The sequence below is a fragment of the Pseudonocardia lutea genome (assembly GCF_042658055.1).
GTDB lineage: Bacteria > Actinomycetota > Actinomycetes > Mycobacteriales > Pseudonocardiaceae > Pseudonocardia > Pseudonocardia lutea.
In genome coordinates, this window is the sequence record NZ_JBHSQK010000087.1 from 81,386 (window position 1) to 105,174 (window position 23,789).

General features: G+C 74.8%; 20 protein-coding genes and 1 pseudogene. 15 read left to right on the top strand and 6 right to left on the bottom strand.

Annotated elements, in window-relative coordinates:
- Positions 1–81: 81 nt before the first annotated feature.
- The 4 genes from ACFQH9_RS27065 to ACFQH9_RS27080 are packed head-to-tail and all read left to right on the top strand — an operon-like array spanning position 82 to position 3,683.
- Complete coding sequence (locus ACFQH9_RS27065) at positions 82–492, top strand: nuclear transport factor 2 family protein (protein ID WP_379570348.1); 411 nt, start codon at positions 82–84, stop codon at positions 490–492.
- Positions 492–2,063 carry an AMP-binding protein gene (locus ACFQH9_RS27070; protein WP_379570350.1) on the top strand — a complete coding sequence of 524 codons (1,572 nt, stop codon included), beginning with the start codon at positions 492–494 and terminating at the stop codon, positions 2,061–2,063. Before ACFQH9_RS27065 ends, ACFQH9_RS27070 begins: the two co-directional genes overlap by 1 nt.
- A 52-nt stretch (positions 2,064–2,115) precedes the next feature.
- The gene (locus ACFQH9_RS27075) at positions 2,116–3,252 is read left to right on the top strand and encodes an NDMA-dependent alcohol dehydrogenase (RefSeq protein ID WP_379570352.1); all 1,137 of its coding nucleotides are present in this window, start codon (positions 2,116–2,118) and stop codon (positions 3,250–3,252) included.
- A 5-nt stretch (positions 3,253–3,257) separates the two neighbouring features.
- Positions 3,258–3,683: a nuclear transport factor 2 family protein gene (locus tag ACFQH9_RS27080; protein ID WP_379570353.1), complete on the top strand. Its 426-nt coding sequence runs from the start codon at positions 3,258–3,260 to the stop codon at positions 3,681–3,683.
- 199 nt (positions 3,684–3,882) lie between these two features.
- Here ACFQH9_RS27080 and ACFQH9_RS27085 read toward each other — a convergent pair whose 3' ends face one another.
- Positions 3,883–4,302 (bottom strand): DUF7144 family membrane protein, encoded by a 420-nt coding sequence (locus ACFQH9_RS27085; protein WP_379570355.1) that lies wholly within the window; start codon positions 4,300–4,302, stop codon positions 3,883–3,885.
- A 201-nt stretch (positions 4,303–4,503) separates the two neighbouring features.
- Between ACFQH9_RS27085 and ACFQH9_RS27090 the strand changes: the two genes are divergently transcribed.
- Together ACFQH9_RS27090 and ACFQH9_RS27095 are read left to right on the top strand one after the other, a co-directional pair.
- On the top strand, positions 4,504–5,337 hold the full coding sequence (locus ACFQH9_RS27090) for a mycofactocin-coupled SDR family oxidoreductase (protein ID WP_379570357.1): 834 nt from the start codon (positions 4,504–4,506) through the stop codon (positions 5,335–5,337).
- Between the two features lie 98 nt (positions 5,338–5,435).
- Positions 5,436–6,089 carry a TetR/AcrR family transcriptional regulator gene (locus ACFQH9_RS27095; protein ID WP_379570359.1) on the top strand — a complete coding sequence of 218 codons (654 nt, stop codon included), beginning with the start codon at positions 5,436–5,438 and terminating at the stop codon, positions 6,087–6,089.
- A 64-nt stretch (positions 6,090–6,153) separates the two neighbouring features.
- Here ACFQH9_RS27095 and ACFQH9_RS27100 read toward each other — a convergent pair whose 3' ends face one another.
- Positions 6,154–8,022: an acetyl/propionyl/methylcrotonyl-CoA carboxylase subunit alpha gene (locus tag ACFQH9_RS27100; protein ID WP_379570361.1), complete on the bottom strand. Its 1,869-nt coding sequence runs from the start codon at positions 8,020–8,022 to the stop codon at positions 6,154–6,156.
- 214 nt (positions 8,023–8,236) lie between these two features.
- Here ACFQH9_RS27100 and ACFQH9_RS27105 point away from each other — a divergent pair, with 214 nt between their 5' ends.
- From ACFQH9_RS27105 to ACFQH9_RS27130, 6 genes are read left to right on the top strand one after another with little or no spacing between them, the layout of a single operon-like run.
- Positions 8,237–9,766, top strand: a complete 1,530-nt coding sequence (locus ACFQH9_RS27105; protein ID WP_379570363.1) for an acyl-CoA carboxylase subunit beta — start codon at positions 8,237–8,239, stop codon at positions 9,764–9,766.
- On the top strand, positions 9,763–10,572 hold the full coding sequence (locus ACFQH9_RS27110) for an enoyl-CoA hydratase/isomerase family protein (RefSeq protein WP_379570365.1): 810 nt from the start codon (positions 9,763–9,765) through the stop codon (positions 10,570–10,572). Before ACFQH9_RS27105 ends, ACFQH9_RS27110 begins: the two co-directional genes overlap by 4 nt.
- Entirely contained in the window at positions 10,572–11,372 is an 801-nt protein-coding gene (locus ACFQH9_RS27115; protein WP_379570367.1) for an ester cyclase, read from the top strand. The genes ACFQH9_RS27110 and ACFQH9_RS27115 overlap by 1 nt, the downstream gene beginning before the upstream one ends.
- On the top strand, positions 11,369–12,595 hold the full coding sequence (locus ACFQH9_RS27120) for a cytochrome P450 (protein WP_379570369.1): 1,227 nt from the start codon (positions 11,369–11,371) through the stop codon (positions 12,593–12,595). Before ACFQH9_RS27115 ends, ACFQH9_RS27120 begins: the two co-directional genes overlap by 4 nt.
- A 10-nt stretch (positions 12,596–12,605) precedes the next feature.
- Positions 12,606–12,800, top strand: a complete 195-nt coding sequence (locus ACFQH9_RS27125) for a ferredoxin (protein WP_379570371.1) — start codon at positions 12,606–12,608, stop codon at positions 12,798–12,800.
- The gene (locus ACFQH9_RS27130; RefSeq protein WP_379570373.1) at positions 12,797–14,719 is read left to right on the top strand and encodes an oxidoreductase; all 1,923 of its coding nucleotides are present in this window, start codon (positions 12,797–12,799) and stop codon (positions 14,717–14,719) included. The genes ACFQH9_RS27125 and ACFQH9_RS27130 overlap by 4 nt, the downstream gene beginning before the upstream one ends.
- A gap of 99 nt (positions 14,720–14,818) precedes the next feature.
- On the opposite strand, the gene ACFQH9_RS27135 is transcribed toward ACFQH9_RS27130, so the two are convergent.
- The 3 genes from ACFQH9_RS27135 to ACFQH9_RS27145 form a co-directional block, all read right to left on the bottom strand.
- On the bottom strand, positions 14,819–16,456 hold the full coding sequence (locus ACFQH9_RS27135; RefSeq protein ID WP_379570375.1) for a flavin-containing monooxygenase: 1,638 nt from the start codon (positions 16,454–16,456) through the stop codon (positions 14,819–14,821).
- A gap of 161 nt (positions 16,457–16,617) precedes the next feature.
- Positions 16,618–18,558: a hypothetical protein gene (locus tag ACFQH9_RS27140; protein ID WP_379570377.1), complete on the bottom strand. Its 1,941-nt coding sequence runs from the start codon at positions 18,556–18,558 to the stop codon at positions 16,618–16,620.
- A complete protein-coding gene (locus tag ACFQH9_RS27145; RefSeq protein ID WP_379570379.1) occupies positions 18,555–19,307 on the bottom strand; it encodes a hypothetical protein in 753 nt (250 codons plus the stop codon). The genes ACFQH9_RS27140 and ACFQH9_RS27145 overlap by 4 nt, the downstream gene beginning before the upstream one ends.
- A gap of 115 nt (positions 19,308–19,422) precedes the next feature.
- On the opposite strand from ACFQH9_RS27145, the gene ACFQH9_RS27150 reads away from it, so the two are divergent.
- Positions 19,423–20,169, top strand: a complete 747-nt coding sequence (locus ACFQH9_RS27150) for a Crp/Fnr family transcriptional regulator (RefSeq protein ID WP_379570381.1) — start codon at positions 19,423–19,425, stop codon at positions 20,167–20,169.
- A 26-nt stretch (positions 20,170–20,195) separates the two neighbouring features.
- Here the strand turns inward: ACFQH9_RS27150 and ACFQH9_RS27155 are convergent, their stop codons facing one another.
- Positions 20,196–22,196, bottom strand: a complete 2,001-nt coding sequence (locus ACFQH9_RS27155; protein WP_379570383.1) for a hypothetical protein — start codon at positions 22,194–22,196, stop codon at positions 20,196–20,198.
- 173 nt (positions 22,197–22,369) lie between these two features.
- Here ACFQH9_RS27155 and ACFQH9_RS27160 point away from each other — a divergent pair, with 173 nt between their 5' ends.
- Positions 22,370–23,386: a hypothetical protein gene (locus ACFQH9_RS27160; protein WP_379570385.1), complete on the top strand. Its 1,017-nt coding sequence runs from the start codon at positions 22,370–22,372 to the stop codon at positions 23,384–23,386.
- Positions 23,387–23,538: 152 nt separating this feature from the next.
- Positions 23,539–23,789 (top strand): annotated as a pseudogene (locus ACFQH9_RS27165) (TerC family protein); the annotation flags it as partial.

Genomic DNA, 23,789 nt, shown 5'->3' on the forward strand with positions numbered 1-23,789 from the left:
GTGGGCCACTCCGGGCTGGTGCTAGCCTCACCGCTACCAAACGGCCGTTAGACGATGCTGACCAGCGGTGCGGAGGCCCCCATGACCGCTCGTGCGGAGATCGAGAACACCCTGGGCCGCGCGGCCTGGGGCTACGACGAGAACGACGTCGACCTCATCGCGGCGCAGTTCACCGAGACCGCGACGATGACCATGCAGATCGGCCGGGACGGCGACACGATCGGCCCGTTCGCCGGCCGCGAGGCCATCCGGAAGCTGCACGCCGACTCGCTGGAGGGCCAGACCGACCAGCGCCGGCACAACATCTCGAACCTGGTGATCGTGAGGGAGACCGCGGACACCGCGTCGACGACCTCCAACCTCAGCCTGCTGTCGGTCGAGAACGGCGCCCTGCAGGTGCTCTCCAGCGGGTGGTACCGCGACGAGCTGGTGAGGCAGGGCGACGCCTGGCTGATCGCCTCCCGGCACATCTACCTCGACCTGCCCTACTGATGGTCAACATCGGACGGATCCCGGAGAAGTGGGCGGCGCTGACCCCCACCCGGGACGCGATCGTCGACGCCCCGAACGGGCGCCGGATGGACTGGCGCACGCTCGACGAGCGGGTGCGGCGGCTGGCCAACGGCCTCGCCGGCACCGGCGACGGCGGGCTCGGGCTCGCCAAGGGCGAGCGGGTCGCGATCCTCGCCAAGAACTCGATCGAGTACCAGGAGCTGTACTACGCGGCCGGCCGCGCCGGGCTCGTCGCGCAGCCGCTGAACTGGCGGCTCGGCGTCCCCGAGCTCACCAAGATCGTCGGCGACGCGGCGCCGAAGGCCCTGATCGCCTCCGACGAATGGCTCGACACCGCCAAGCAGCTCCAGGCCGCGGTCGACGTGCCGCACTGGCTGCAGTACGGCCGCGGCGGCGACGGCAGCTACGAGGACCTGCTGGCGCGCAGCGGCACGGACGAACCGGAGCGCTCCGCCACGACCGGCGACGCCGACCCCTTCTTCATCCTCTACACCGGCGGCACCACCGGGGAGTCGAAGGGGGCACTGCACAGCCACACCAGCGCCGCGTTCGGGATGCTGAACCAGACGGTCGCGGAGCGGATCGTCCCCACGGACGTCTACATGCTGACCGGGCAGATGTACCACATCCCGGTGGTGCTCTCGATGAACTACATGCGCCACGGCTGCCCGCTCGTGCTGATGAACTTCGAGGCCCGCACCGCGCTGGAGCTCATCCAGGAGGAGAGGGTCTCGGCCTTCCTCGGCATCACCACGATGCTCAACTGGATGATGGCCGTGCCCGGCTTCTCGGGCTACGACATCTCGTCCTTGCGCAACATCCAGTACGGCGGCGGCCCGATGCCGTCGAGCGTGGTCAAGGCGGCCCTCGACAACTTCCCGTGCACCCTGATCCAGGGCTACGGGCAGACCGAGGGCACCACGATGTGCTTCCTCTCCCAGGAGGACCACCTCGACGCGGTGCGCGGGGTCCGTCCCGAACGCCTCATGTCGTGCGGCCGCGAGGGGTTCGTGACCACGGTGCGGGTGGTCGACCCGGACGGCGTCGAGGTGCCGAAGGACGGGAGGACCGCCGGGCAGATCGTGGTGCGGTCCGAGGCGAACATGCTCGGCTACTGGGGCCGGCCGGACCTCACCGCGGCCACGCTGCGCGACGGCTGGATGTGGACCGGGGACGTCGCCACCTGGGACGCGGACTCCTACGTCTTCATCGTCGACCGCGCCAAGGACATGATCATCTCGGGTGGCGAGAACATCTACTCGATCCAGGTCGAGGAGGCCGTCAACCGGCACCCGGCGGTGCTCGAGTGCGCCGTGATCGGCGTGCCGGACGACGAGTGGGGCGAGGCCGTCAAGGCGTTCGTCGTGCTCAAGCCGGAGACCACCGCGACCGAGGCGGAGATCATCGACACCGCACGGCAGCACCTGGCCTCGTACCAGAAGCCCCGGTCGGTCGAGTTCGTCGACGCCCTGCCCAAGGCGCCCACCGGGAAGATCCTCAAGCGCGATCTCCGCGCCCCGTACTGGGCGGACCGCGACCGGTCCGTCTGACCCCCGTTCGTCCCCTGCTCATGTCCGTGCCCGTGCCCGAAGGGGAGCATTCATGAAGACCAAGGGAGCCCTGCTCTGGGAGCCCGGCACCAACTCCGGCTGGAGCGTCGAGGAGATCGAGATCGACCCCCCGCAGCGCCGCGAGGTCATGGTGAAGCTGGCCGCGTCCGGCGTCTGCCACTCCGACCACCACCTCGACGACGGCGTGATCCCGCTGCCCTGGGCGCCCGTCCTCGGCGGGCACGAGGGCGCCGGCGTGGTCACCGAGGTCGGCCCGGAGGTGCACGACCTGGAGGTCGGCGACCACGTCGTCCTCTCCTTCCTGCCCTCCTGCGGGAAGTGCCGGATGTGCGTCTCGGGCCGCTCCAACATGTGCGAGCTCGGTGCCGGGGTGCTCGCCGGCTACGCGCCCGACGGGACGCACCGCGTGCACGCCAGGGACGCTGACGGGAACGGCAAGGGCGTGGGCTGCATGTCCTTCCTCGGCACCTTCGCGCCGTACGTCTGTGCGCCGGTCGACGCCGTCGTCAAGATCGACGAGGACATCCCGCTGGACAAGGCCGCCCTGATCGGCTGCGGCGTGCCGACGGGCTGGGGCTCCTCGGTCTACGCCGCGGACATGCAGCTCGGCGACACGGTCGTGGTCGTCGGCATCGGCGGCGTCGGGATCAACGCGGTGCAGGGCGCGAGACACAAGGGCGCCAGGAACATCATCGCGATCGACCCGGTGCCCTTCAAGCAGGAGCAGGCCCAGGAGTTCGGCGCCACGCACGCGGTGTCCAACTACGAGGAGGCCGCGAAGCTCGTCGAGCAGCTGACCAACGGCCAGGGTGCCGACCGGGTCGTCGTCACCGTCGGCGTCGCCTACGGGAACCTGCTGAACCCGGCGCAGGAGATGACCCGCCGCGGCGGCGTCATCGTGCTGACCTCGGCCGCGCCGATCCTGCAGCGCGACGTCGAGTTCGACCTGTTCACCTTCGCGATGTCCGGCAAGCGGCTGCAGGGCTCGCTGTACGGGACCACGCAGTCCCGCAACGACATCCCGCTGCTCACGGACCTCTACCGGACCGGGCAGCTCAAGCTCGACGAGCTGATCACGCGCACCTACGCGCTCGAGGACATCAACCAGGCGTTCGCGGACATGCAGAAGGGCCTCAACCTCCGCGGCGTGATCGTGTACGAGGACTGAGGGACATGAGCCGCGCAGAGGACATCCAGCAGATCGTCAACGCCACGCTCCGGTACGCCCGGGGGCTCGATCTCTTCGACCCCGACGAGGCCCTCTCGGCCTACACCGACGACGCCTACTGGGACGCCACGGCGGTGGGTCTCGCCAGGTTCGAGGGCCGGGACGAGATCCACGGCTTCTTCAAGTCCGACGCCGAGGCGATGGCCGAGCAGTTCCACATCATGACCAACCACATCGTCGAGTTCGACGGGCCGGACACCGCGCACGGCACGAACTACGTGTTCTCCGAGGGGAAGACCAGGTCGGGGGCCTCGATCAAGGCGATCGCGCTCAACCGTGACGAGTACCGCCGCGTCGGCGACACCTGGAAGATCTCCGGCCGGGCGATCTCGCCACTGACCGCCCCGCAGATGGAGGGGTTCGACGCATGACCGCCGACGCACTCTTCTCCGCGGAGGCGGCAGGAGCACCGGCGCCGAGGTCGTCCAGCGCTCCATCGACGGGAACCTCGTGGACGTCGTCAAGGTGATCGTTCCGCACCGTTGACCAGCCCTCACGTCGGCCGGAGGGCGGGGGAGCGGGCAACGCGGCCCGCACCGGACGACGGACGTTCCCGTGGTGCCCGTGCCCTCAACCGGCCACCTCGGCGCCGTGGCGCACGACGGCCCACACGATGAGGGCGGAGAGGACCAGGATGAGGACCGCTCCGACCGGATAGGCGACGAGAAAGGCCAGCTGGACGATCCCGTTGAAGCCGGCCACGAGGACGGCCACGACCCGTGCCCACCCGGCTCCGCGGAGCAGGGCCGGCGCGGCCGCGAGCTCCACCACCCCGAGGGCCAGCAGGACCCAGCCCCACTTGGTGACCTCCAGGAGCAGGACCTGCTCGGCGTCGGCGACGACGAACCCACCTCGGGCGAGCGCGTTGATCCCGTCCCAGACGTTCCAGCACCCGAGCAGGAACAGCAGCACCGCGGCCAGGCGCACCACCACGACCCATCGGCTCCGCCGGGGCGCGCGCGACGCCCCCGCGGTGAGGTCTCCGGTCACGTCGTCCTCCTCCGTCGGCCGTGTCCGGGCAGGCTGGCGCGGCCCTACGGGCCCGGTCGTCATCCGCCGCGGGTGAACGGCCACCGTCGGGCGAGACGCCGGGGTCGCGGGCGGCGTCGGGCGCTGATCCCTCGCTCCGCCCTTCCGGGTCGGACGGTCGTTTGGTAGACACAGCTGACCGACGACGCGAGGAGACGTGCCATGGCGGGACGGGTCGAGGGCAAGGTCGCGCTGATCACCGGTGCCGCGCGCGGGCAGGGCCGCAGCCACGCGGTCCGGCTGGCGCAGGAGGGGGCCGACGTCATCGCCGTCGACCTCTGCGGGCCGCTGGCCACGGTGGACAAGTACCCGCCGGCCACCCCGGCCGACCTCGCCGAGACGGTCGCCGAGGTGGAGAAGCTCGACCGGCGGATCGTCGCGCGGGTGGCGGACGTCCGCGACCGCGCCGCGCTCACCGCGGCGGTCGACGAGGGCGTCACCGAGCTCGGCGGGCTCGACATCGCGGTGGCCAACGCGGGCATCGCCAGCTTCGGCGCCGCGTTCGAGATCACCGACGAGATGTGGCAGGAGATGCTCGACGTCAACCTCACCGGCGTCTGGAACACCGCCCGCGCGGCTGTGCCGCACCTGATCGAGCGCGGGGGCGGGTCGCTGATGTTCACCAGCTCGATCGGCGGGTTGAAGGGGATCCAGAACGTCGGGCACTACGTGTCGACCAAGCACGGGATCGTCGGGCTGATGCGTACGCTGGCCAACGAGCTGGCGCCGCACCGCATCCGCGTCAACACGATCCACCCGACCAACGTGGACACCGACATGATCCAGAACCCGGGCACCTGGAAGCTCTTCGCGCCCGACGACCCGGAGCCCAGCCAGGAGAAGGCGCTGCCCGGCTTCCTGTCGCTCAACGCGCTGCAGGTCCCCTGGGTGGAGCCGATCGACATCAGCAACGCCGTGCTCTTCCTGGGCAGCGACGAGGCCCGCTACATCACCGGCGTCACGCTGCCCGTCGACGCCGGCGCGAACGTCAAGTAGGGCGAGGGGGCGCAGCGGGACAGGGACCGTGAGGTCGCCCGATGACTGTCGACCGTTTGGTAGGCTCCTGCGATTCGACCGCGGCGAGGGGAGCGGGGATGCGGCAGCCGGCCGGGCGGAGTGCGCGGCGTTCCGGGGGAGAGCGTAAACCCCGCGAGGAGCGCTGGGCCGAGCTGATCGAGGTCGCCACCCAGGTGTTCTACGAGAAGGGCTACGACGGCGCGTCCCTCCAGGACATCGCCGACCGGCTCGGGATGCTCAAGGGCAGCCTCTACTACTACATCCAGTCCAAGGAGGACCTGCTCTTCGACGTGATCAGCGCCGTCCACAAGGAGGGCCTGGCCGTCGTGCGGTCCCGGGCGGAGGTGCCCGGCGGGCCGCTGGAGCGGCTGGAGAGCGTGATTCGCGGGCACGTCGAGCACACCTGCCGCAACCTCGTCCCCACCGCGGTCTTCCTCCACGAGCTGTCGGCCCTCCCGCCCGAGCGGCGCGAGGAGATCCTCGGCTCCGAGCACGCCTACCAGGGCGTGTTCCGCGACCTGGTCGAGCAGGGCCAGGCCGAGGGGCTCGTGCGGGCCGACCTCGACCCGCGGCTGGCGGCCCTCTCCATCCTGGGGTCGACGAACTGGGTGTACCGCTGGTTCCGTCCCGGCGGCACCTTCACCCCCGAGCAGATCGGGGCCGAGATGGCGGAGATGGCGATCCGCGGGATCGCGAGCGAGGAGGCGTTGCGGGCGCGCGCCTCGCGGTGAGAGTCGTCCGGGGCTGCCGCCCGTGGTCACGGACCCGTCGGGCCCGGCCTCGCCGAGATCGTGATCACGGCCGTCGGGTCAGGGTGACCAGGGGGGAACCGGCGGCGACCGGGGCGCCGGGTGTCGCGAGGACCTCGCCGACCGTGCCGCCGACCTCCGTGCGGATCTCCATCTCCATCTTCATGGCCTCGAGCACCGCGACGACGTCACCGGGCGCCAGCTCCTGGCCGGGCTGCACCCGGACCTCGACGACGGTCGCGTCCATCGGGGCGACGGGCACGGCGCCGGCCGCGGAGGATGCTCCCGCCGCCGCGCCGGCGGACTCGCGGGTCGGCCGGGTGGAGGCCGTGGCCGTGGCGCCCGGGCTGACGGTGCGGCCGTAGACCGCCACCTCCACCGGGCCGCGGTCGGTCGCGATGCGGACCCTGCGGGTCGGCACGGTCGCGCCGCCCGACCCCACGCCGCCGAGCGCGCCGGACCCGACCGCGCCCGACCCGGCCGGCCCGGCGCCCACCGCGCCGACACCGGTACCGCCACCGGCTCCGGGGCCGACCCCGGCGCCGGGCTTCGCCGCGGGGTCCGGCACCCACTCCCGCTGCACCGAGCCGGTGTCGTGCGTGCCGGCGGCGAAGGACTCCGAGTCCAACACCTCGCGCAGGTAGGGCGCCGTCGTCGGGACGCCCTCCACCCGCAGCTCGCCGAGCGCGGCGACGAGCCGGCGGCGGGCGGCCTCGCGGTCCGCGCCGTGCGCGAGCACCTTGCCGAACATCGAGTCGTACTCGGCGGCGACCCTGCTGCCCGGGCCGCCGCCTGCCTCGACGCCGAAGTCGTTGCGCACCCCCGGCCCGAGCGGGAGCGCGAGCCCGGTGATCGCCCCGGGGGCGGGCCGGAAGTCCGCCCACGGGTCCTCGGCCGCGATCCGGGCCTGGATCGCGTGACCCGAGACGCGGACGTCGTCCTGGGTGAAGGGGAGCGGCGCGCCGTCGGCCACCCGAAGCTGCGTGGCGACGATATCCAGCCCCGTGACCAACTCTGTCACGCCGTGCTCGACCTGCAGCCGGGTGTTCATCTCGAGGAAGAAGAACTCCTCGGACGTCGGCAGCACGAGGAACTCGACGGTCCCCGCCCCGACGTAGCCCACCTCCCGGGCGAGCGTGACGGCGGCGTCGAGCAGTCGCGCGCGCAGCGTGTCCGACAGCCCGGATGCCGGCGCCTCCTCGATCAGCTTCTGGTGCCGCCGCTGCACCGAGCAGTCCCGGTCGAAGAGGTGCACGACGGTGCCGTGCGCGTCCCCGATCACCTGCACCTCGACGTGCCGCGGGCGCTCCAGGTACCGCTCGAGGTGCACCTCGGACCGCCCGAACGCGGCGCCGGCCTCACGCCCGGCGGCGGCCATGGCGTCGGCCAGCTCGTCGGCGGAGTGCACCACCCGCATCCCGCGCCCGCCGCCCCCGAACGACGCCTTCACCACCAGCGGGAACCCCAGCTCGGCCGTTGCCTGGGTGGCCTCCTCCGCGGAGAGGTCACCGGTCCCCGGCGGCACCGGGACCCCGCACTCCTCGGCCAGCGCGCGGGCGGCGACCTTGTCGCCCATCCGGGCGATGACCCCGGCCGACGGCCCCACGAACGTCAGCCCCGCGCCCGTGACGGCCTCGGCGAACCCGGCGTCCTCGCTGAGCAGGCCGTACCCGGGGTGCACGGCGTCGGCGCCCGCGGCCTTGGCCGCGCCGAGGAGGGCGTCGACGTCCAGGTACGAGGCCCGGGCCGGGGCCGGACCGATCCGGTGTGCCTCGTCGGCCAGCCGGACGTGCAGCGCGTCGGCGTCCGCATCGGAGTACACCGCGGCGGCCCGCAGGCCGAGCTCCCGGCAGGACCGGATGATCCGCACGGCGATCTCGCCGCGGTTCGCCACGAGGACGGTCTGGATCGACACGGGTCGCTCCGCTCTACTCGGGGGGTCGACGAAGTCTGTCTACCAATCGACCGTCTGGTAGTCTAGCGTCCGTCGGTGAGACCCGACGGACACCGGTACGAGCGGAGGTCCCGTGACGGCAACGGACGGCCCCACGGCGCCAGGAGGCACCCCCGGCGGTGCCTCCGGTGGCAGTGCGGCCAGTGCTCCCCCCGGAGACACCGGCGCGCACACCATGGCGGGCAGGATCGCGCTCCTGCGCGAGAAGCAGGAGGCCGCCCACGCCAGCGGCGGCCCGGAGGGCCTGCGCCGGCACCGGGAGTCCGGTCGCCTGCCCGTGCGTGAGCGGATCGACCTGCTCGTCGACCGGGACACGTGGTTCGAGATCGGGGCGCTCGCCCTGCCCGAGCTGCGGCGCGAGAAGCCCATCCCGGGCGACGCGGTGGTCACCGGCTTCGGCCTGCTCGACGGCCGCCGCATCGGGGTGATCGGCATCGACTCCAGCGTGGTCGCGGGCACCACCGCCCCGATCAGCATGCGCAAGCAGGGGCGGTTGATCGAGCACGCGCAGCGGCACGGTTTCCCCCTCGTCCTGCTCTGCGACGCCGACGGCGGCCGGATGCCCGACGTCTCCGGGTGGCGGTTCTCCGGCCTCCCGCTGGACTTCACCACGTTCCTCAAGCCGCCGCCGGGTCAGCCGGTGGTGCCGCGCGCGGCCGCGGTGCTGGGCCCGAGCTACGGCGACTCGGCGTTGCACGCCTCCACCGCGCACTACGTGGTGATGGTGCGCTCCGGGTCGATCGCACTGTCCGGGCCGAGCGTCGTGGAGCCGGCGATCGGCGAGAAGGTCACCGACTCCGAGCTCGGCGGCCCGGCGGCCGCGACCGAGGCGGGCAACGCGCACCTGGTCGTGGACACCGAGGCCGACGCGATGGACGCGATCGCCGCCTTCCTGTCCTACCTGCCGCAGAACTCCGCGCAGCGACCGCCGGTGGCGCCGCCGCTCCCGCCGGGGCGGGACCCGAAGGACCTCGAGGAGATCGTCCCGCTCGGGACGCGGTCGGGCTACGACATGCGCGACGTGTTCGCCTGCGTGGCGGACGAGGCCAGCATCCTGCCCTGGGCCGACGGCTGGGGGTCGAGCCTCCTGTGCGCGCTGGCCCGGATCGAGGGCCGCCCGGTGGGGCTGGTCGGGAACCAGCCGATCGTGCGGGCGGGCGCGCTGGACCCGGCGGCGTTGGCGAAGGAGAAGGTGTTCGTGCAGCTGTGCGACACCTTCGGGCTGCCGCTGGTGTTCCTGCACGACGTGCCGGGCCTGATGATCGGCACGCAGGCCGAGCGGGGCGGGATCCTGCACGGCTACGAGGCGCTGGTCTCGGCGATCGCCGAGGCCACGGTGCCCAAGGTCGGCGTGGTGCTGCGCAAGGCCTACGGCGGCGGGCACTTCGCGATGGGCGGGCGCCCGACCAGGCCCGACTTCCTCTACGCCTGGCCGAGCGCCGAGCTGGGGTTCATGGCCCCGGAGACCGGGATCCGCACCATCCACCGGCGGAAGCTGGAGACGGTGCTCGCCGAGCAGGGCCCGGAGGCGCACGCCGCGCTCGTCGCGGAGCTCACGGCGGAATGGATCAGCGAGGCGGAGCCCTGGGAGGCCGCCGCGCACCTCTCGCTCGACGACGTCGTCGAACCGGGCCGGACCCGGGAGGTCGTGGCGGCGAGCATCGACATCGCGCTCGGTGGACTGTCTCTCGGAGGCGCCCTGTGACCAGCCAGAACGGGATCGCCACCCGCAACGTGCGGGTGGAGGTCGAGGAGGTCGGCGACGGCCGGGGGGCCGTCGCCGCGCTGACGATCGACGACCCGGCGAGGCTCAACGCGATGGGCCGCGGCTTCTGGGTGGAGATGCGCGAGGCGCTGGCCACCCTCGAGGCCGACGGCCGCACCCGGGCGGTGATCGTCACCGGGGCGGGGGAGAAGGCGTTCTCGGCGGGCGGCGACATCGCGAGCTTCGCCGCGCTGACCGACGTCGCGGCCAAGCGGGCGTTCCAGCAGGACTGCATGCGGACCTTCGCCGCGGTCGAGGAGTCCCCGTTGCCGGTGATCGCCGCGGTGAACGGCTACGCCCTGGGCGGCGGCTGCGAGCTGGCCCTGGCCTGCGACGTCGTCGTCGCGGCGGACACCGCGACCTTCGGCATGCCGGAGAGCGCGGTCGGGCTGGTGCCCGGTTTCGGGGTGCTGCGCGCGCCGTCGGTGATCGGGCGGCACTGGACCAAGCTGATGATGTTCTCCGGGGAGCGGGTCGACGCCGAGACCGCGCTGCGGATCGGGCTGGCCCAGAAGGTGGTGCCGGCGGCGGCGCTGATGGACACCGCGCGGGAGATCGCCGCCCGGATCGCGGGGATGGCCCCGCTCGCGCTGGCCACGGGGAAGAAACTGGTCAACCGGGGCGTGGACCGCGGGGAGTTCGACCACTCGACGGCCGCGCTGACCACCCTGCACGCCACGGCCGATGCCGCCGAGGGGATCGCGGCGTTCGTCGGGAAGCGCGCGCCGAAGTTCGAGGGGCGGTGATGGAGCCGTTCGTCGCGCTCATGCGGCGCTACGTCAACGACTACACCAACCGGCACGACGTCTCGGTCTGCCCGGAGATCATGGAGCCGGGCTACACGCTGCGGATGGGCCCGCACGAGGTGACGGGCCGCGACGAGCTCTACATCCCGGCGTCGCAGAAGCAGTTCGCGCAGTTCCCCGGCCTGTGCCTGACGGTGCACGAGATCGTGACCAACGGCGACCGGCTGGCCATGCGGTTCTCCGAACACGGGCGCTCGGTCAAGCACGACGGCCGGGGTGCGGCGTGGACCGGGCTCGGGCTGTACCGCTGGAACGGCACCAAGCTCGTCGAGAACTTCGTGGAGCAGGACTACCTGGCCCGACGGCGGCAGCTCGCCTCGGGCGTGCCCGCGGACGTCGAGCCGCCGGCGCTGGCACCGTGGGACACCGTGGCGCTCGCCCCGGACCCGGAGGCCGAGGCGGTGGTTCGGGCCTGGGTCGACGAGGCCGCGCCCGGCCCGGTCACCCTCGACGACGGAGCCACAGACCTCCTGCTCGCCGACGCGTCGTCGCAGGTCGACGACCTGTTCTCGGCCGGCCCGCACGTCGCCTTCCGGGTCACCCGCACCGGCACGTACGTGGGCGGGCTCGGCCCCGACGCCGGGATCGACGACGCCGCGCTCGCCGGCGCGCCCGGCACGCTGCACCTCGTCGGGCTCGTCACCGTGGCCGACGGCCGGGTGACCGGCGGCCGGATCGTGCGCGACCGCCTGGGCCTGGCCCGCAGCCTGTCCCGGCCGACCGTGGGGAGTGCGTCGTGACCGTGCCCGGAATCGACTCCGTCGACCTGACCACCCCGGCGGCGAGCGCGGACCCGTTCTCCGTCGTCCGGGCCCTGCGCGAGAGCGACCCGGTGCACTGGAGCGAGGCCCACCGGGCCTGGCTGATCACCCGCTACGACGACGTCTCGGCCGCCTTCCAGAACAAGGCCTTCTCCAACGACCGGGTCCGCCCCGTGCTGGAACGCAAGCGGCAGGCCGGTGCCCGGTCCGCCGCGACCGGCGTGCTCGGCCTGATGACGGGCTGGATGGTCGTCAACGACCCGCCGGTGCACACCCGGCTGCGCAAGCTCGCGGCCGGCGCGTTCAAGGGGCAGCGCATCGCGGCGATGGACGCGATGATCACCCGGATCGTCGACGAGCACGTCGACGCGTTCCTGCGCGGCTCCGGACCGCGGGACCTGATCTCCGAGGTCGCCTACCCGCTGCCGGCCACGGTGATCGCGACGATGCTCGGCGCGCCGCCGGAGGACCGCGACCGGTTCCGCGAGTGGTCGGACGAGCTCGCGCTGGTCGCCTTCGGCACCGGCGGCGCGGCGCGGGCGGACCGGCACGAGCGGGCGCTGCGCGGGCTGCGCGGGATGGAGGCCTACTTCCACGCGCTGATCGGGGAGCGCCGGGCCGAGCCGGGCGAGGACATGCTGTCCGCCCTCATGGCCCGCGAGGGCGACGACCGGCTGACCGACGACGAGCTCGTCGGCATGTGCGCGCTGCTGCTCTTCGCCGGCCACGAGACCACCACCAACTCGATCGCGAACTCGGTCCTGGCGCTGCTCCGCCACCCCGACCAGCTCGACCGGCTGCGCCGCGACCCCGCGCTGATCGGTCCCGCCGTCGAGGAGCTGCTGCGCTTCGACGGCCCGATCAAGGTGCTCAACCGCTGGGTGGTCGCCGAGACCGAGGTGCGCGGGAAGACCATCCGGCCGGGGGAGCGGGTGCACCTCGTGCTCGCCTCCGCCAACCGGGACCCGGAGAAGTTCGCCGACCCGGACGCGCTCGACCTGGGCCGCAGCCCGAACCCGCACGTCGCCTTCGGCAAGGGCATCCACGCCTGCATCGGCGCCCAGCTGGCGCGGACGGAGACCCGGATCGCGGTGGCGCGGATCGTCGAGCGGCTGCCCGGGCTGGCGCTGGCGGAGGAGCCGGTGTGGAAGGACGTGCTGGCCTCCCGCTCGATGGAGCAGCTGGTGGTGACCCACTCGTGAGGACGGCCCGATGAGGATCGGCGTCGACCCGGAGGTCTGCGAGGCGCACGGCCAGTGCTCGATCGTCGACATGGACCTCTTCCCCCTCGACGACGACGGCTACTCGGCCGTCGGGCCGGACCGTGAGGTGCCCGCGGGCGAGGAGGACAACGCCAGGCTTGGCGTCGACGCGTGCCCGGTCCGCGCGCTGAAGGTCCTGTCGTGAGCGTGCTCTTCACGCCGGTCCGGCTCGGCTCGCTGACGCTGAAGAACCGCCTGGTCATGGCCCCGATGGGCACCTGCCTGGACAACGGCGGGTTCATCACCGACGACACGGTGGCCTACTACCGCCGCCGGGCCGAGGGGGGCGTCGGGGCGATCACGGTGGAGGGCTGCCTGGTCTCGGCGGACACCGTCGGGCCGGAGCCGCGGATCTGCGGGCAGGAGTACCTGCCCGGGCTGCGCCGGGTCGTCGAGGCCCTGCACGGGCGGGTCGGAGAAGGCGCCCACGTCGCGGTCGGCGTGCAGCTCATGCACCCCGGCCGGCAGGTCGTGGAGGGGCCGTCGGTGGCGCCCTCGCCGGTGCCGTTGAACTCGGCGTCGCCGATCCCGCACGAGCTGACCGTGCCGGAGATCGAGCGGATCGTCGCCGACTACGCGCGGGCGGCCCGGTACGCGCAGGAGGCGGGGTTCGACTACCTGGAGGTCCACGGGGCGCACGGCTACCTGCCGTCGAACTTCCTGTCCCCGCAGCACAACCACCGCACGGACGCCTACGGCGGTTCGCTGGAGAACCGCGCCCGGTTCTCGGTGGAGGTCGCCCGGGCGATCGTCGCGGCGTGCGACCTGCCGCTGGTGTGGCGGCTCAACGGCACCGACGCCGAGCCCGGCGGGTTCGACCTGGAGTCGGCGGTGGCTGTCGCGCGGCGGCTCGAGGAGGCCGGGGTCGCGTCGATCTCGGTGTCCTCGGGAACGTGGCTGACGCTGCAGCAGACCCTGGCGCCGATGTCCGTGTCGCGCGGGCACATGCGGCCGCTGGTCCGGGCGGTCAAGCAGGCCGTGGCGGTGCCGGTGATGGCCGTCGGCCGGCTCGACGACCCGGAGCTCGCCGAGGCCGTGGTCGGGTCGGGCGAGGCGGACATGGTGCTGCTCGGACGTGGCCTGATCGCCGAGCCGGACTGGCCGCTGCTGGTCCGCGACGGACGCCGGGACGAGCTGCGGCCCTGCATCGCCTGCAACGCGTGCGTCGACCTGGTCGGGCGCGGCGAGCGGGCCCGCTGCTCGGTGAACCCCGAGGTCGGCCGCGAGGTGACCTGGGAGGTCAAGCCCGCGGCGCGGCCGCGGCGGGTCATGGTGGTCGGGTCCGGGCCCGCGGGGCTGGAGGCGGCGCGGCTCGCCCGGCTGCGCGGGCACGAGGTGTCGATCTGGGAGCGGGACGCGGAGCTGGGCGGGAAGCTGGAGGTCGCCGGGCTGGCCCCGAGCAAGCGTGAGGTGCTGCGGTTCCGCGCGCACCAGGCGCGACGGCTCACCGCACTCGGGGTGGAGATCCACACGTCGGCGCCGGTCTCGGCGGGGACCGTGGCGGCCGAGCGGCCGGACGTCGTGATCGTCGCGACGGGTGCGGACCCGCTCGTGCCGCCGATCCCCGGCATCGACGGGCCCACCGTGCACGACGCCCAGAAGCTGCTGCGCGGCGAGGTCGAGGTCGGGCCCGGGACGCGGCTGGTCGTGGTGGGCGGCAGTGCCACCGGCTGCGAGACCGCCGAGCTCGTGCGGGCGCGGGGGGCCGAGGTCACGATCGTCGAGATGCGCGGCAGCATCGGCCGCGGGATCGAGGCGATCACCCGCCGGCAGCTGGTGCGGCAGCTGAAGAAGGACGGCGTCGAGGTCCTGACCCGGGCCACGGTCGTCGGGATCGAGCCCGGGGTCGTGCACTGGCAGGAGGCCGACGGCACCGCCCACGCGCTCGACGCCGACCTCGTCGCCCTGGCCATCGGCTGGCGCCCGACCGGCTCGGCGGTCACCGCCGGGCTGGAGCTCGGCGAGGCGCAGGGGATCGAGGTGCGGGTGCTCGGCGACGCCGAGTCCCCGGCCGACTTCGTCCGCGCGGTCAACGCCGGCGCCGACGCGGGCCTCACCGTCTGACCCGTCCCGCGAGTCGGCGGTCCCCGTACACCGAACCGCACATCCCGGGAGCTCCCGGGATGTGCGGTTCGGTGGTTCAGGAGTGCCGACTCGCGGGGATCAGGCGGACTGCTTCTCCGGCGCCGCCGTGACGTCCGGGTACTTCGTGTAGCCCTCGTAGCCCTTGGCGGCGACGTCGTCGCACCGCTCGCGGTACACGCCGACCCCGCCGATGTAGGCCATGAAGACCCGCGGCTTGCCGGGGACGTTCGAGCCCATGTACCAGGAGTCCGCGGTCGGGTAGAGGGTCGTGTCGCCGACCTCCTCGACGTGGCGCACCCACTCGTCCTCGGCCTCGGGCGTCGCGTCGAGCTCCTCGACGCCGTTGTCCCGCATCCACCGGACGCAGTCGGTGACCCAGTCCACGTGCTGCTCGATCGAGACCATCATGTTCGACAGCACGGACGGGCTCGACGGGCCGGTGATCGTGAACAGGTTCGGGAACCCGGCGACCGACAGGCCCAGGTAGGAGCGGGGGCCCTCGCCCCACTTCTCCTTCAGCGACACCCCGTTCTTGCCGCGGATGTCGACCCGGGTGATCGCGCCGGTCATGGCGTCGAAGCCGGTGGCGAACACGATCGCGTCGACCTCGTACTCGTTCTCGGAGGTCCGCACACCCTTCTCGGTGATCTCCACCAGCGGAGTCCGCCGGATGTCCACGAGGTGCACGTTGTCCTTGTTGAAGGTCTCGTAGTAGCCGCTGTCCAGGCACGGCCGCTTGGTGCCGTAGGGGAAGCTGCGCGGGGAGAGCAGCTCGGCCAGCTCGGGGTCGCGCACCTTCTCGCGGATCTTCGACCGGACGAACTCGGCGGCGGTCTCGTTCGCGTCCTTGTCCACCAGCGTGTCCGTGTACGAGGCGAGCACCGCGACGAGGTTGCCCTGCTCCCACCCGGCCTGGTAGGTGGCGGTGCGCTCCTCCTCCGGGACCTCCAGCGCGGACTGCGTGGGCTCCGGGACCGGCACCCCGAACGTGGAGAGCTGCTGCGCCTTGCGGTACTCCCGGTACGTCGCCTTGCGGGCGGCGACCTCCTCCTCGGTGAGCGGCCGGTTGCCGGCGGGCATCGAGAAGTTGGGCGTGCGCTGGAAGACGACGGTGTCCGCGGCCTGCCCGGCCATGATCGGGATCGACTGGATGCCGGAGGAACCGGTGCCGATCACCGCGATGCGCTGCCCGGTGAAGTCCACGCCCTCGTGCGGCCAGTGGCCGGTGTGGTAGGTCGGGCCCTGGAAGCGCTCGGCGCCGGGGATCTCGGGCGCCTTCGACACCGAGAGGCAGCCGGTCGCCATCACGAACCAGCGGCAGTCGACGACCTCGCCGGTGTCGGTCGTGATCGTCCAGCGCCGGCGCTCGGCGTCGTAGACCGCGCTCTCGACCCGGGTGTCGAAGGTGATGTCGCGCTCCAGGTCGAAGCGCTCGGCGACGTGCTGCGCGTAGCCGAGGATCTCGGGCTGGGTGGCGTACTTCTCGCTCCAGGTCCACTCCTGCTCCAGCTCCGGGGAGAAGGAGTACGAGTAGGCGAGGCTCTCGACGTCGCACCGGGCGCCGGGGTACCGGTTCCACCACCAGGTGCCGCCGACGCCGGAGGCGGCCTCGAACACCCGGGTGGTCAGGCCCAGCTCGCGGAAGCGGTGGAGCTGGTAGAGGCCGGAGAACCCGGCCCCGACGATGACGGCGTCGACCGTCCTGTCGTTGGTCATGCGCGTGCTACCTCCAGGCTGCGACTCTGCAGACGGGCTGGTTGACGTGCACCCCAGTCAACCGAGCGTTTGTCAAGCCCGCGACGTGCGCGGCGACGCAGTCCCGGGCACGGCTTCGTTCCGGGAACACCTTGACCCGGGCGGGTCCGATGTGCTCTTGATCACTCTCCGCCGGCGTGGTGCCCGGTCGACGCGACGACGAGCGCCCAGTCGGGCGCGGCCGGGTCCAGCTCGCGGAGCTCCCGGACGGAGCGGGCGGCGGGGGAGTCGGCCAGCCGGGCCGCGAGCAGGTCCGCCCGGGCCCCCTCCGGGAGCTCCCCGACCTGCACGAGGCCGGCGGCCAGCCGGGTCCAGGCCCGGGCGGTCGGGTCACCCGCCTCGGCGAGCGCGGCCAGGGCGGAGCGGTGGGCGGCGACGGCGCGGCACGGGTTCCCGGTCGCCCGCTCGACGGCGGCGACCTCCTGCCAGGTCGCGGCGACGTCGGCGGGCAGGCCGAGTGTGCGGTACAGCGCGAGCGCGGCGTGCAGGTCGGCCAGGGCCTCGGCGGGACGGTCCCGCCGCCGGGCCAGGCGCGCGCGGTCGGTGAGGGCGTGGGCGTGCGCGGCGTCGTCGCGGCCGGCGAGGAGCTCGACGGCGACGTCGAAGGCGGTGCGGGCCTCGCGCAGGGCGGCCGCGGAGGCGGCTCCGCCCGGTGCACCCGGGTCCGCCGCGGCGGCGAGCGCGGCGGCGAGGCGGTGGGTGGCGCGGCCGAGCAGCACCGGGTCGCCCGTGCGGTCGGCGAGGTCGAGCGCGGCGGTGGCGGCGGCGAGGGCGGCCGTGTCGTCGTCCCGGCGGGTGCGAGCGGCGGCGAGGTGGACCAGGGCGTCGGCACCGAGGGCCGGGTCGGCGTGCGCGGCGGCCTGCCGGGCGAGCCGCTGCAGGAGGGTGCTGGGGTCGCCGACGGGTGGCGCCGGGTGGTCCGGTGCCGCCGCGGCGTCGGACGGGAGGACCGGGGCGGCGCACCGGCCGGTCGGGGCCACGCAGTCCGGGGACGCGTCGAGCGGCGGCACGTCCGCCGCCGGCCCCTCGACCGGCAGCACGTCCGCGACGGCGGTGGGCAGGGCGCACCACGGGCCGGCGCCCGGGCCGGGCCGGGGACTGAGCAGCCCGCGCCGGAGCAGGGCGCCCAGCAGCGTGCCGACCGGTGTCCCGTCCGGGAGCAGGGCGGCGCAGCGCGCGGGGTCCACCGCCGGCAGTCCGGCGGCCCGCACCGCCTCCAGCACCTCCCGCTCCGCGGCGGGCAGCGGGGCGAGCGCGATCCGGGCCGCGGCGCGAGCGGCTGCGAGCGCGTCGTGCCGCGCACCGGGCAGTGCCCGCAGTTCCTCGAGCGCCCGCAGCGCCGCCGCCGGGGTGGGGCAGGCGCCCGCCAGCAGACGCACGGCGAGGGGCGAGCCGTGGCAGGCCGCGAGCAGCGCGGCCCCCGGCGTCACCAGGCCGTCGGGCGGTGGGCCCGACGTCCTGAGGTCGAGGTGCGCCCTCGCGGCCAGCAGCGCGGCGGCCGCGCCGGGCGGCAGGCCCCGCACCGCGATCGCGGTCAGACCGTCCAGGCGCAGTTCGTCGAGCGCCTCGTCCGCGGTGACCAGCACCGACGACCCCCCACCGGGCAGCAGCGCGCGGACCTGGCCGGCCGCGCGGGCGCCGTCGAGCACCAGCAGGGTGGGCGTCGCCGCGAGGACCGTGCGCAGCAGGGCCGTGCGGTGCGGCGTCGAGCTCGGGATCTCGCCCGCGCGCACCCCGAGGTCACGCAGCAGCTCGCGCAGCGCCGACCCCGCGTCCGATCCGCCCAACGGCACGAACCGGACCCCGCCCGGGAACCGCGCGGACAGGCGCGCCGCGGCGGCGAGCGCCAGGGCCGTGGTCCCCAGCCCGGGCCCGCCGGCGAGCACCACACCGGGTGCCCCGGCGTCGATCGCCCGCAGCACCGCGGCCAGCTCGTCCTCCCGGCCCACGAGGGTGTCCGCCTCGACCGGCGGCGCCCCCGGGGGCTCGAGGACCACCCGGCCCACCTGCACGACCGTCCCGACGGGCCCGGCGACCCGCAGATCCAGCTCCGGCCCGGTCACCGGCCGCCCCGGGCGCCCGGCGGACCGAGGACGAGGCCGCCGTGCAGCTCCCGCGCCTGGACGACGGCGCCGACCTGGCCGCCGTCGGCGATCTCGATCCGCATCGTGGCGCCCTCCGGCCCGGGGGTCCGCCCCGGTTCGCCGGTCTCGACCGTGTCGCTCACCCTCGCCGGGAGCGGGCCGCCCGTGTGCAGCCAGGCGTGGCCGGAGAAGACCTTGGCCGGTTCGACGACCAGCACGCGCCGGAAGTCCGCGGGCCGCAGCACGCCGCGCAGCTCGCCGAAGAGCGGATCGGACAGCGCGACCGCGAGGTCGGCGCCGGGCCGATGCGCCAGGTCGGCCCGCAGCGCGCGCGACCCGAGGAACCGGCAGGTGCGGACCACGCCGCTGCCCGCGAAGCCGTTGCGGGCCGGCCGGCCCGGGCCGCGGTGGGCGGCCGCGCGCAGCCGCAGCCGCTCCTGCGGGGCGGACCGGTTGAGCGCCGCCAACCCGGCGCGCAGCGCCACCAGCATCGCCACGACCGCGGTCGGCTCGGCCTCCGGCCCGAGCAGGGCCACCTCGCCGTCGCCGTTGGGCTGGCGCAGCGGCCCGGCCACCCCGCCCGCCCCGGCCGCGCGCCAGGCGGTGTCGAGCAGCCCTGCCAGCGCCTCCTGCGCCCGTTCCTGCGCCGCGTCCGAGCGCCTGCCGTAGCCCTCCAGGTCGACCGCGACGCACAACCGCTCGCCCGCGTCCCCCCGGCGTCCGACCACCCGTGCCCCCGTACCCCGAACCGCCGCCGACAGGGAGCCTACGAGGTGGGGCCTCCGTCCGGGTAGGTTCGGCGTGCGGGCCGCCCGGTCCGCACGGCACCGGGGGGTGGGGTCGGTGACGACCCAGGAGCGGATCGAGGGGGCGCACGGCCCGCGGGCCGGCGTCGCGCCCCGGGCCGCGCCGGCTCCGGACCCGGCCCTGGATCCCGCGCTCTGGGAGGCGCTGCGCGCCCTCGGACACCCCGCCGAGTTCGTCCCCGGCACGACGATCCTCTTCCAGGGCTCCGCCTCGGAGTCGATGCTCCTGCTGGAGGAGGGCCTCGCCACGGTGAGCGTCACCGCCGCGGACGGGGCGGAGGTGTTCCTCGCCTTCCGCGGGCCCGGCTCCCTGCTCGGCGAGTTCGGCTACGTCGACCGCCGGCCGCGCTCGGCCATGGTCCGCGCCGCCGTCCGCACCCGGTGCCGGGTGCTGCCCCGCCCGGCACTCGACCGGTTCCTCGGTGCGGACCCGGAGGCGCAGCGGGCGGTCACCGCCGCCGTCGTCGCCAAGATGCGGGCGGTCACGGACCGGCGGGTCCGGTACACGCAGGGCCGGATCGGCACCCGGATCGGTCGCGTGCTGCTCGACCACGCCCGTGAGTTCGGCGTCCCGGGCCCCGGCGGCTCCGTGGTCGTCGACGTGCCGCTGGCCCAGCCGAAGATCGCCGATCTGGTCGGGGCCCGGCCGCGGATCGTCGGGCTCGAACTGGCCCGGCTGCAGGAGGCGGGGCTGGTCGACACCGGTTACCGGTCCTCGCCGCGGAAGTTGCGGGTGCTCGACCTCGCGGGCCTCGAGCGGCGGCTGGGGGAGTCCGGGGGCTGATCGCCGCAGGTGGCACGGGTGCGACATCACGGTTGCCGATCCCGGCGACCATCCGGGTCCGAGGACCGATCAGCGGGAGGACGCGCGGTGAGCTCCGACGAGCCCGAGGAGGGCACCCGGCCGGCCCCGTCCGGTTTCGCCACGGACGAGGACGTCCTCGCGCTGCTCGGCCACGACGGCGCCGCGCTGCCGACGGAGCACCCGTTCGAGTCCTGGTGAGCGAGGGCGGCGAGCCAGCGGCGCGCCCGCGCCTCGCCCGGCCCGTCGCCCGCGGCCACCGCGGCCCGGCGGGCGTCGCCGATGCCCTGCCGGACGGCGGCCTGGCCGGCCGGGTGGTCCAGCACGCGGAACCGTTCCAGCGCGCCCGCCTCGCACTGCAGCGCCCGCTCGATGCGCCCCCGGGCGCACGAGACCGCCCCCAGCCCGTGCAGGGCCCACGCCGCGGTCTCCATCGCCTCGGCGCCGCGGTGGGTACGCAGCATCGCGACCACCCGCAGGTAGAGCTCCTCGGCCCGGTCCGGCTCGCCCCGCTCCCGGTGCGCCTCGGCCCGCGCCCGCAGCGCCCCGGCGGCCCCGACGGGATCACCGGCGCCGAGGAACCGCTGCTCCGCCCCGTCGAGGGCGGCGAGCGCCAGGTCCGCGCGGCCGCGCTCGCGCTGCGCGACCCCGATCCGCACCTGCAGCTCGGCACGCCGCTCCGGTGGGCCCGTCGCCTCCGCGCACCGCAGCGCCGCGGCCTGCACGCGGTACCAGCGCGGCCACGGAGCCCGCAGCGCGTCGCGGTCCGCGAGGACGTCCGCGAGGTGGTCCAGGCAGGACCGGTCGCCGCGTTCGAGGTCCTCGGCCACCACCACGAGGTTGTCCCACTCGGCCGCGAACCAGGCGTGGTCCGCCGGGCGGCCCGGGGTGGGCCGGACGCGGTCGAGCGCGCGGACGTAGGTGCGCGCGACCCGCTCCCGGCCGGCGGTGGTCAGCCGCTCGCCGCCGGTGTCGCGCAGCGCCTCCTCGGCGAACCGCCGCGCCGGGCCGGGCAGCGCGTAGCGCGGGGGCGTGCCCGGCCGCCGCTCCACGAGGTGGGCCGCGGCCAGCACGGCGAGCGCCGGCTCGACGTACCCGGGGTCCAACCCGGCCAGCGCCGCCGCCGTCGCCGGGGTCAGGTCCGCCAGCGGCATCGCCCCGAGCCCGCGCAGCACGCGGCGCTCGGTCGGTCCGAGGTGCGCGTAGGCCGCGGCGTACGAGGCCCGCAGCGTCCGGTCGCCGATCCGCAGCCCGGTCAGCGTGCGGTGCCGGTCGCGCAGGGTGGCGGCGAGCCGGTCCGGCGTGAGGTCGGGCTCCGCGGCCAGCCGCGCGGCGACGATCCGCAGCGCGAGCGGGAGGCCGTCGCAGACCGCGGCGAGCGCGTCGACGCCCGGACCCGGGCCGCCGAGCAGGGCGCGGGCGTCGTCGAGGTCCAGGCCGCCCACCTCCACCCGCACCGCGGCGTCCTCGGGCAGCGCCACCGGCCCGGCCGCGGTGAGCAGGGCGAACGAGCCGGTCCGGGCCGGCAGGAGCCCGGCGACCAGGTCGGCGTCGGCGACCGCGTCGAGCAGGAGCAGGACGCGCCGTTCGGCCAGGGCCGACCGCAGCGCCGCGCGGGCCTGCGCGGCCCCGCCGGGGACGGGCAGGCCCAGCCCGGCGAGCAGCCGGGCGGCGGGCGCGTCCGGGCCGGGGAGGACCCCGCCCGGGTCGCGCAGGTCCTCGGCGAGCACGCCGTCGGGGAAGAGCGGGGCCAGGCGGTACGCGGCCTCGACGGCCAGCGCCGTGGTCCCCGCACCCGGGCGCCCGGTCAGCAGCACCGCGCGCACCGGGCCGCGGACCGCCCGGGTGATCTCCGCGAGCTCGCGACGGCGCCCGACGAAGCCGAACGGGCGCGGCGGGAGGGCCGCCGGCACGGCGGCCGGGCCGAGCGGGACGGCCAGTGTCCCGAGCTGGACGGCGGTGCCGACCGGGGCGTCGAGACGCAGCGTCAGGCGCGTGGGTCCGCCCACCCCGTGCTCACCTCCTGCCGGTCCGTGGGAGCAGTCTCGTCGATCGCCCGATGCTCCGGGACCCGGTGCCGTTCCGTGATCGTTCGGCGGACAGGTGTAACCAACGGCAACATTGCAACGAGTCGATCACTGTCGGTCGACGCGGGACGGGGGCGGGGAGGGAGGCGGCGGCGATGCCGCAGAAGGGGCTGGACCCCGTGCAGGAGGACCTGCCGGAGCCGGTCCGCGCCGTCGTCACGGCGCTGCGCGAGATCTACACCGAGGGGCCCTTCGACCGGCTGCGGCAGGTCGAGGAGGCGATCGTGCGCGCCCGCGCCGACCATCCCGGGCTCGTGACGGTCTCCTCGGCCACCTGCTCCCGGATGCTCGGCCCGCGCCGCACGTCGGAGGGCCGGAGCACGCTGCCGCGGTGGCCCTCGGTGAAGGCCTTCCTGGTGGTGCACGGTCGGGACCCGGAACCGTTCGAGGCCCGCTGGACGGCCGCGCGGGAGGCCTGGGCGGCCGGCGAGGACCCGGAGGACCCGGCCGACGCGCCGACCGACCGCCCCGGGACGGGGCCCGCCGCCGCACCGTCCCCGCCCCGGCGCTCCACCCGCCGGATCCGCGTCGCGGCCCTCGTCCTCGCCGGGCTCGCGCTGTTCGCCGCGGGCACCGGGTTCGGCCTGCTCCTCGGCGCGGGTGCACCGGGGGACGGGGCACCGGACGACACCGTGCCCGTCGCGCCGCTCGCCCTGCCCGGCGCGGCCGCCCTCGCGGTGCCGGCCGGCCCGACCGGGGTGAACTGCGAGGTCGGCGGCCCGGGCGGCGACGTCCGCTTTCTGTCGGTCGCCGCGGACGACGGCGCGCCGGGCATCCCCGTCCGGATCCGGGTGGATCTCGAGGTCGTGCGGCCCGCGCACCCGGGCCGCACCTACTGGCTGATCGCGCGGCCGTTCACCGAGGGCCTGCCCTTCTCCGCGGAGGCCGCGCTGCGCACCGACACCGGTCCCGCTTCGTCCGTGCTGACCTTCGACTCACCGGTCGGGTCCGTGCGGGACCTGTTCGTGGTCGAGGCGGACGCCGGAGCCGGGGCGTGGCTGCAGGCGAGCCACGAGCACGACGGCGACGGCGGCGGGGCGCAGGAACGCGCCGCGCTGCCGCCGGGCACCCGAACCGTCTCGGCCACCTGCCGGGTGGAGCGCACCCGCTGACGGGAACCGAACCGCGGCCAATGTCGTTTTCGTCCTGATCGGGGGCGGACGGGCCCCGGGATCGGTAGCCTGCCGGAGGCGGCGCCCGTCGGGGCCGGCCGTGCAGGACCGTGACGAGCGAGACGACTGCGGGACGACCGCGAGGAGGACAGGTGCTCGAGGTCAGCGGGCTGGCGTGGGCTGTGACGATCGGGGCGGTCGTCCTGCTGCTCGCGCTGGACCTCGTGGTGGCGGCTCTGAAGCCGCACCGGGTCGGGTTCCGCGAGGCGGTGCTCTGGTCGGTCTTCTACATCGCCGTGGCCGTGGTCTTCGGCGTCGTGTTCTGGTCCTTCGCCGGCAGCCAGTTCGGCATCGAGTACTTCAGCGGCTACATCGTCGAGAAGAGCCTCTCGGTCGACAACCT

What these genes read in the sequence shown, in the direction of transcription:
- ACFQH9_RS27065 (WP_379570348.1), top strand. Translation starts at nt 82, where the DNA reads ATGACCGCTCGTGCGGAGATCGAGAACACCCTGGGCCGCGCGGCCTGG.
- ACFQH9_RS27070 (WP_379570350.1), top strand. Translation starts at nt 492, where the DNA reads ATGGTCAACATCGGACGGATCCCGGAGAAGTGGGCGGCGCTGACCCCC.
- ACFQH9_RS27075 (WP_379570352.1), top strand. Translation starts at nt 2,116, where the DNA reads ATGAAGACCAAGGGAGCCCTGCTCTGGGAGCCCGGCACCAACTCCGGC.
- ACFQH9_RS27080 (WP_379570353.1), top strand. Translation starts at nt 3,258, where the DNA reads ATGAGCCGCGCAGAGGACATCCAGCAGATCGTCAACGCCACGCTCCGG.
- ACFQH9_RS27090 (WP_379570357.1), top strand. Translation starts at nt 4,504, where the DNA reads ATGGCGGGACGGGTCGAGGGCAAGGTCGCGCTGATCACCGGTGCCGCG.
- ACFQH9_RS27095 (WP_379570359.1), top strand. Translation starts at nt 5,436, where the DNA reads ATGCGGCAGCCGGCCGGGCGGAGTGCGCGGCGTTCCGGGGGAGAGCGT.
- ACFQH9_RS27105 (WP_379570363.1), top strand. Translation starts at nt 8,237, where the DNA reads ATGGCGGGCAGGATCGCGCTCCTGCGCGAGAAGCAGGAGGCCGCCCAC.
- ACFQH9_RS27115 (WP_379570367.1), top strand. Translation starts at nt 10,572, where the DNA reads ATGGAGCCGTTCGTCGCGCTCATGCGGCGCTACGTCAACGACTACACC.
- ACFQH9_RS27125 (WP_379570371.1), top strand. Translation starts at nt 12,606, where the DNA reads ATGAGGATCGGCGTCGACCCGGAGGTCTGCGAGGCGCACGGCCAGTGC.
- ACFQH9_RS27135 (WP_379570375.1), bottom strand. Translation starts at nt 16,456, where the DNA reads ATGACCAACGACAGGACGGTCGACGCCGTCATCGTCGGGGCCGGGTTC.
- ACFQH9_RS27160 (WP_379570385.1), top strand. Translation starts at nt 22,370, where the DNA reads ATGCCGCAGAAGGGGCTGGACCCCGTGCAGGAGGACCTGCCGGAGCCG.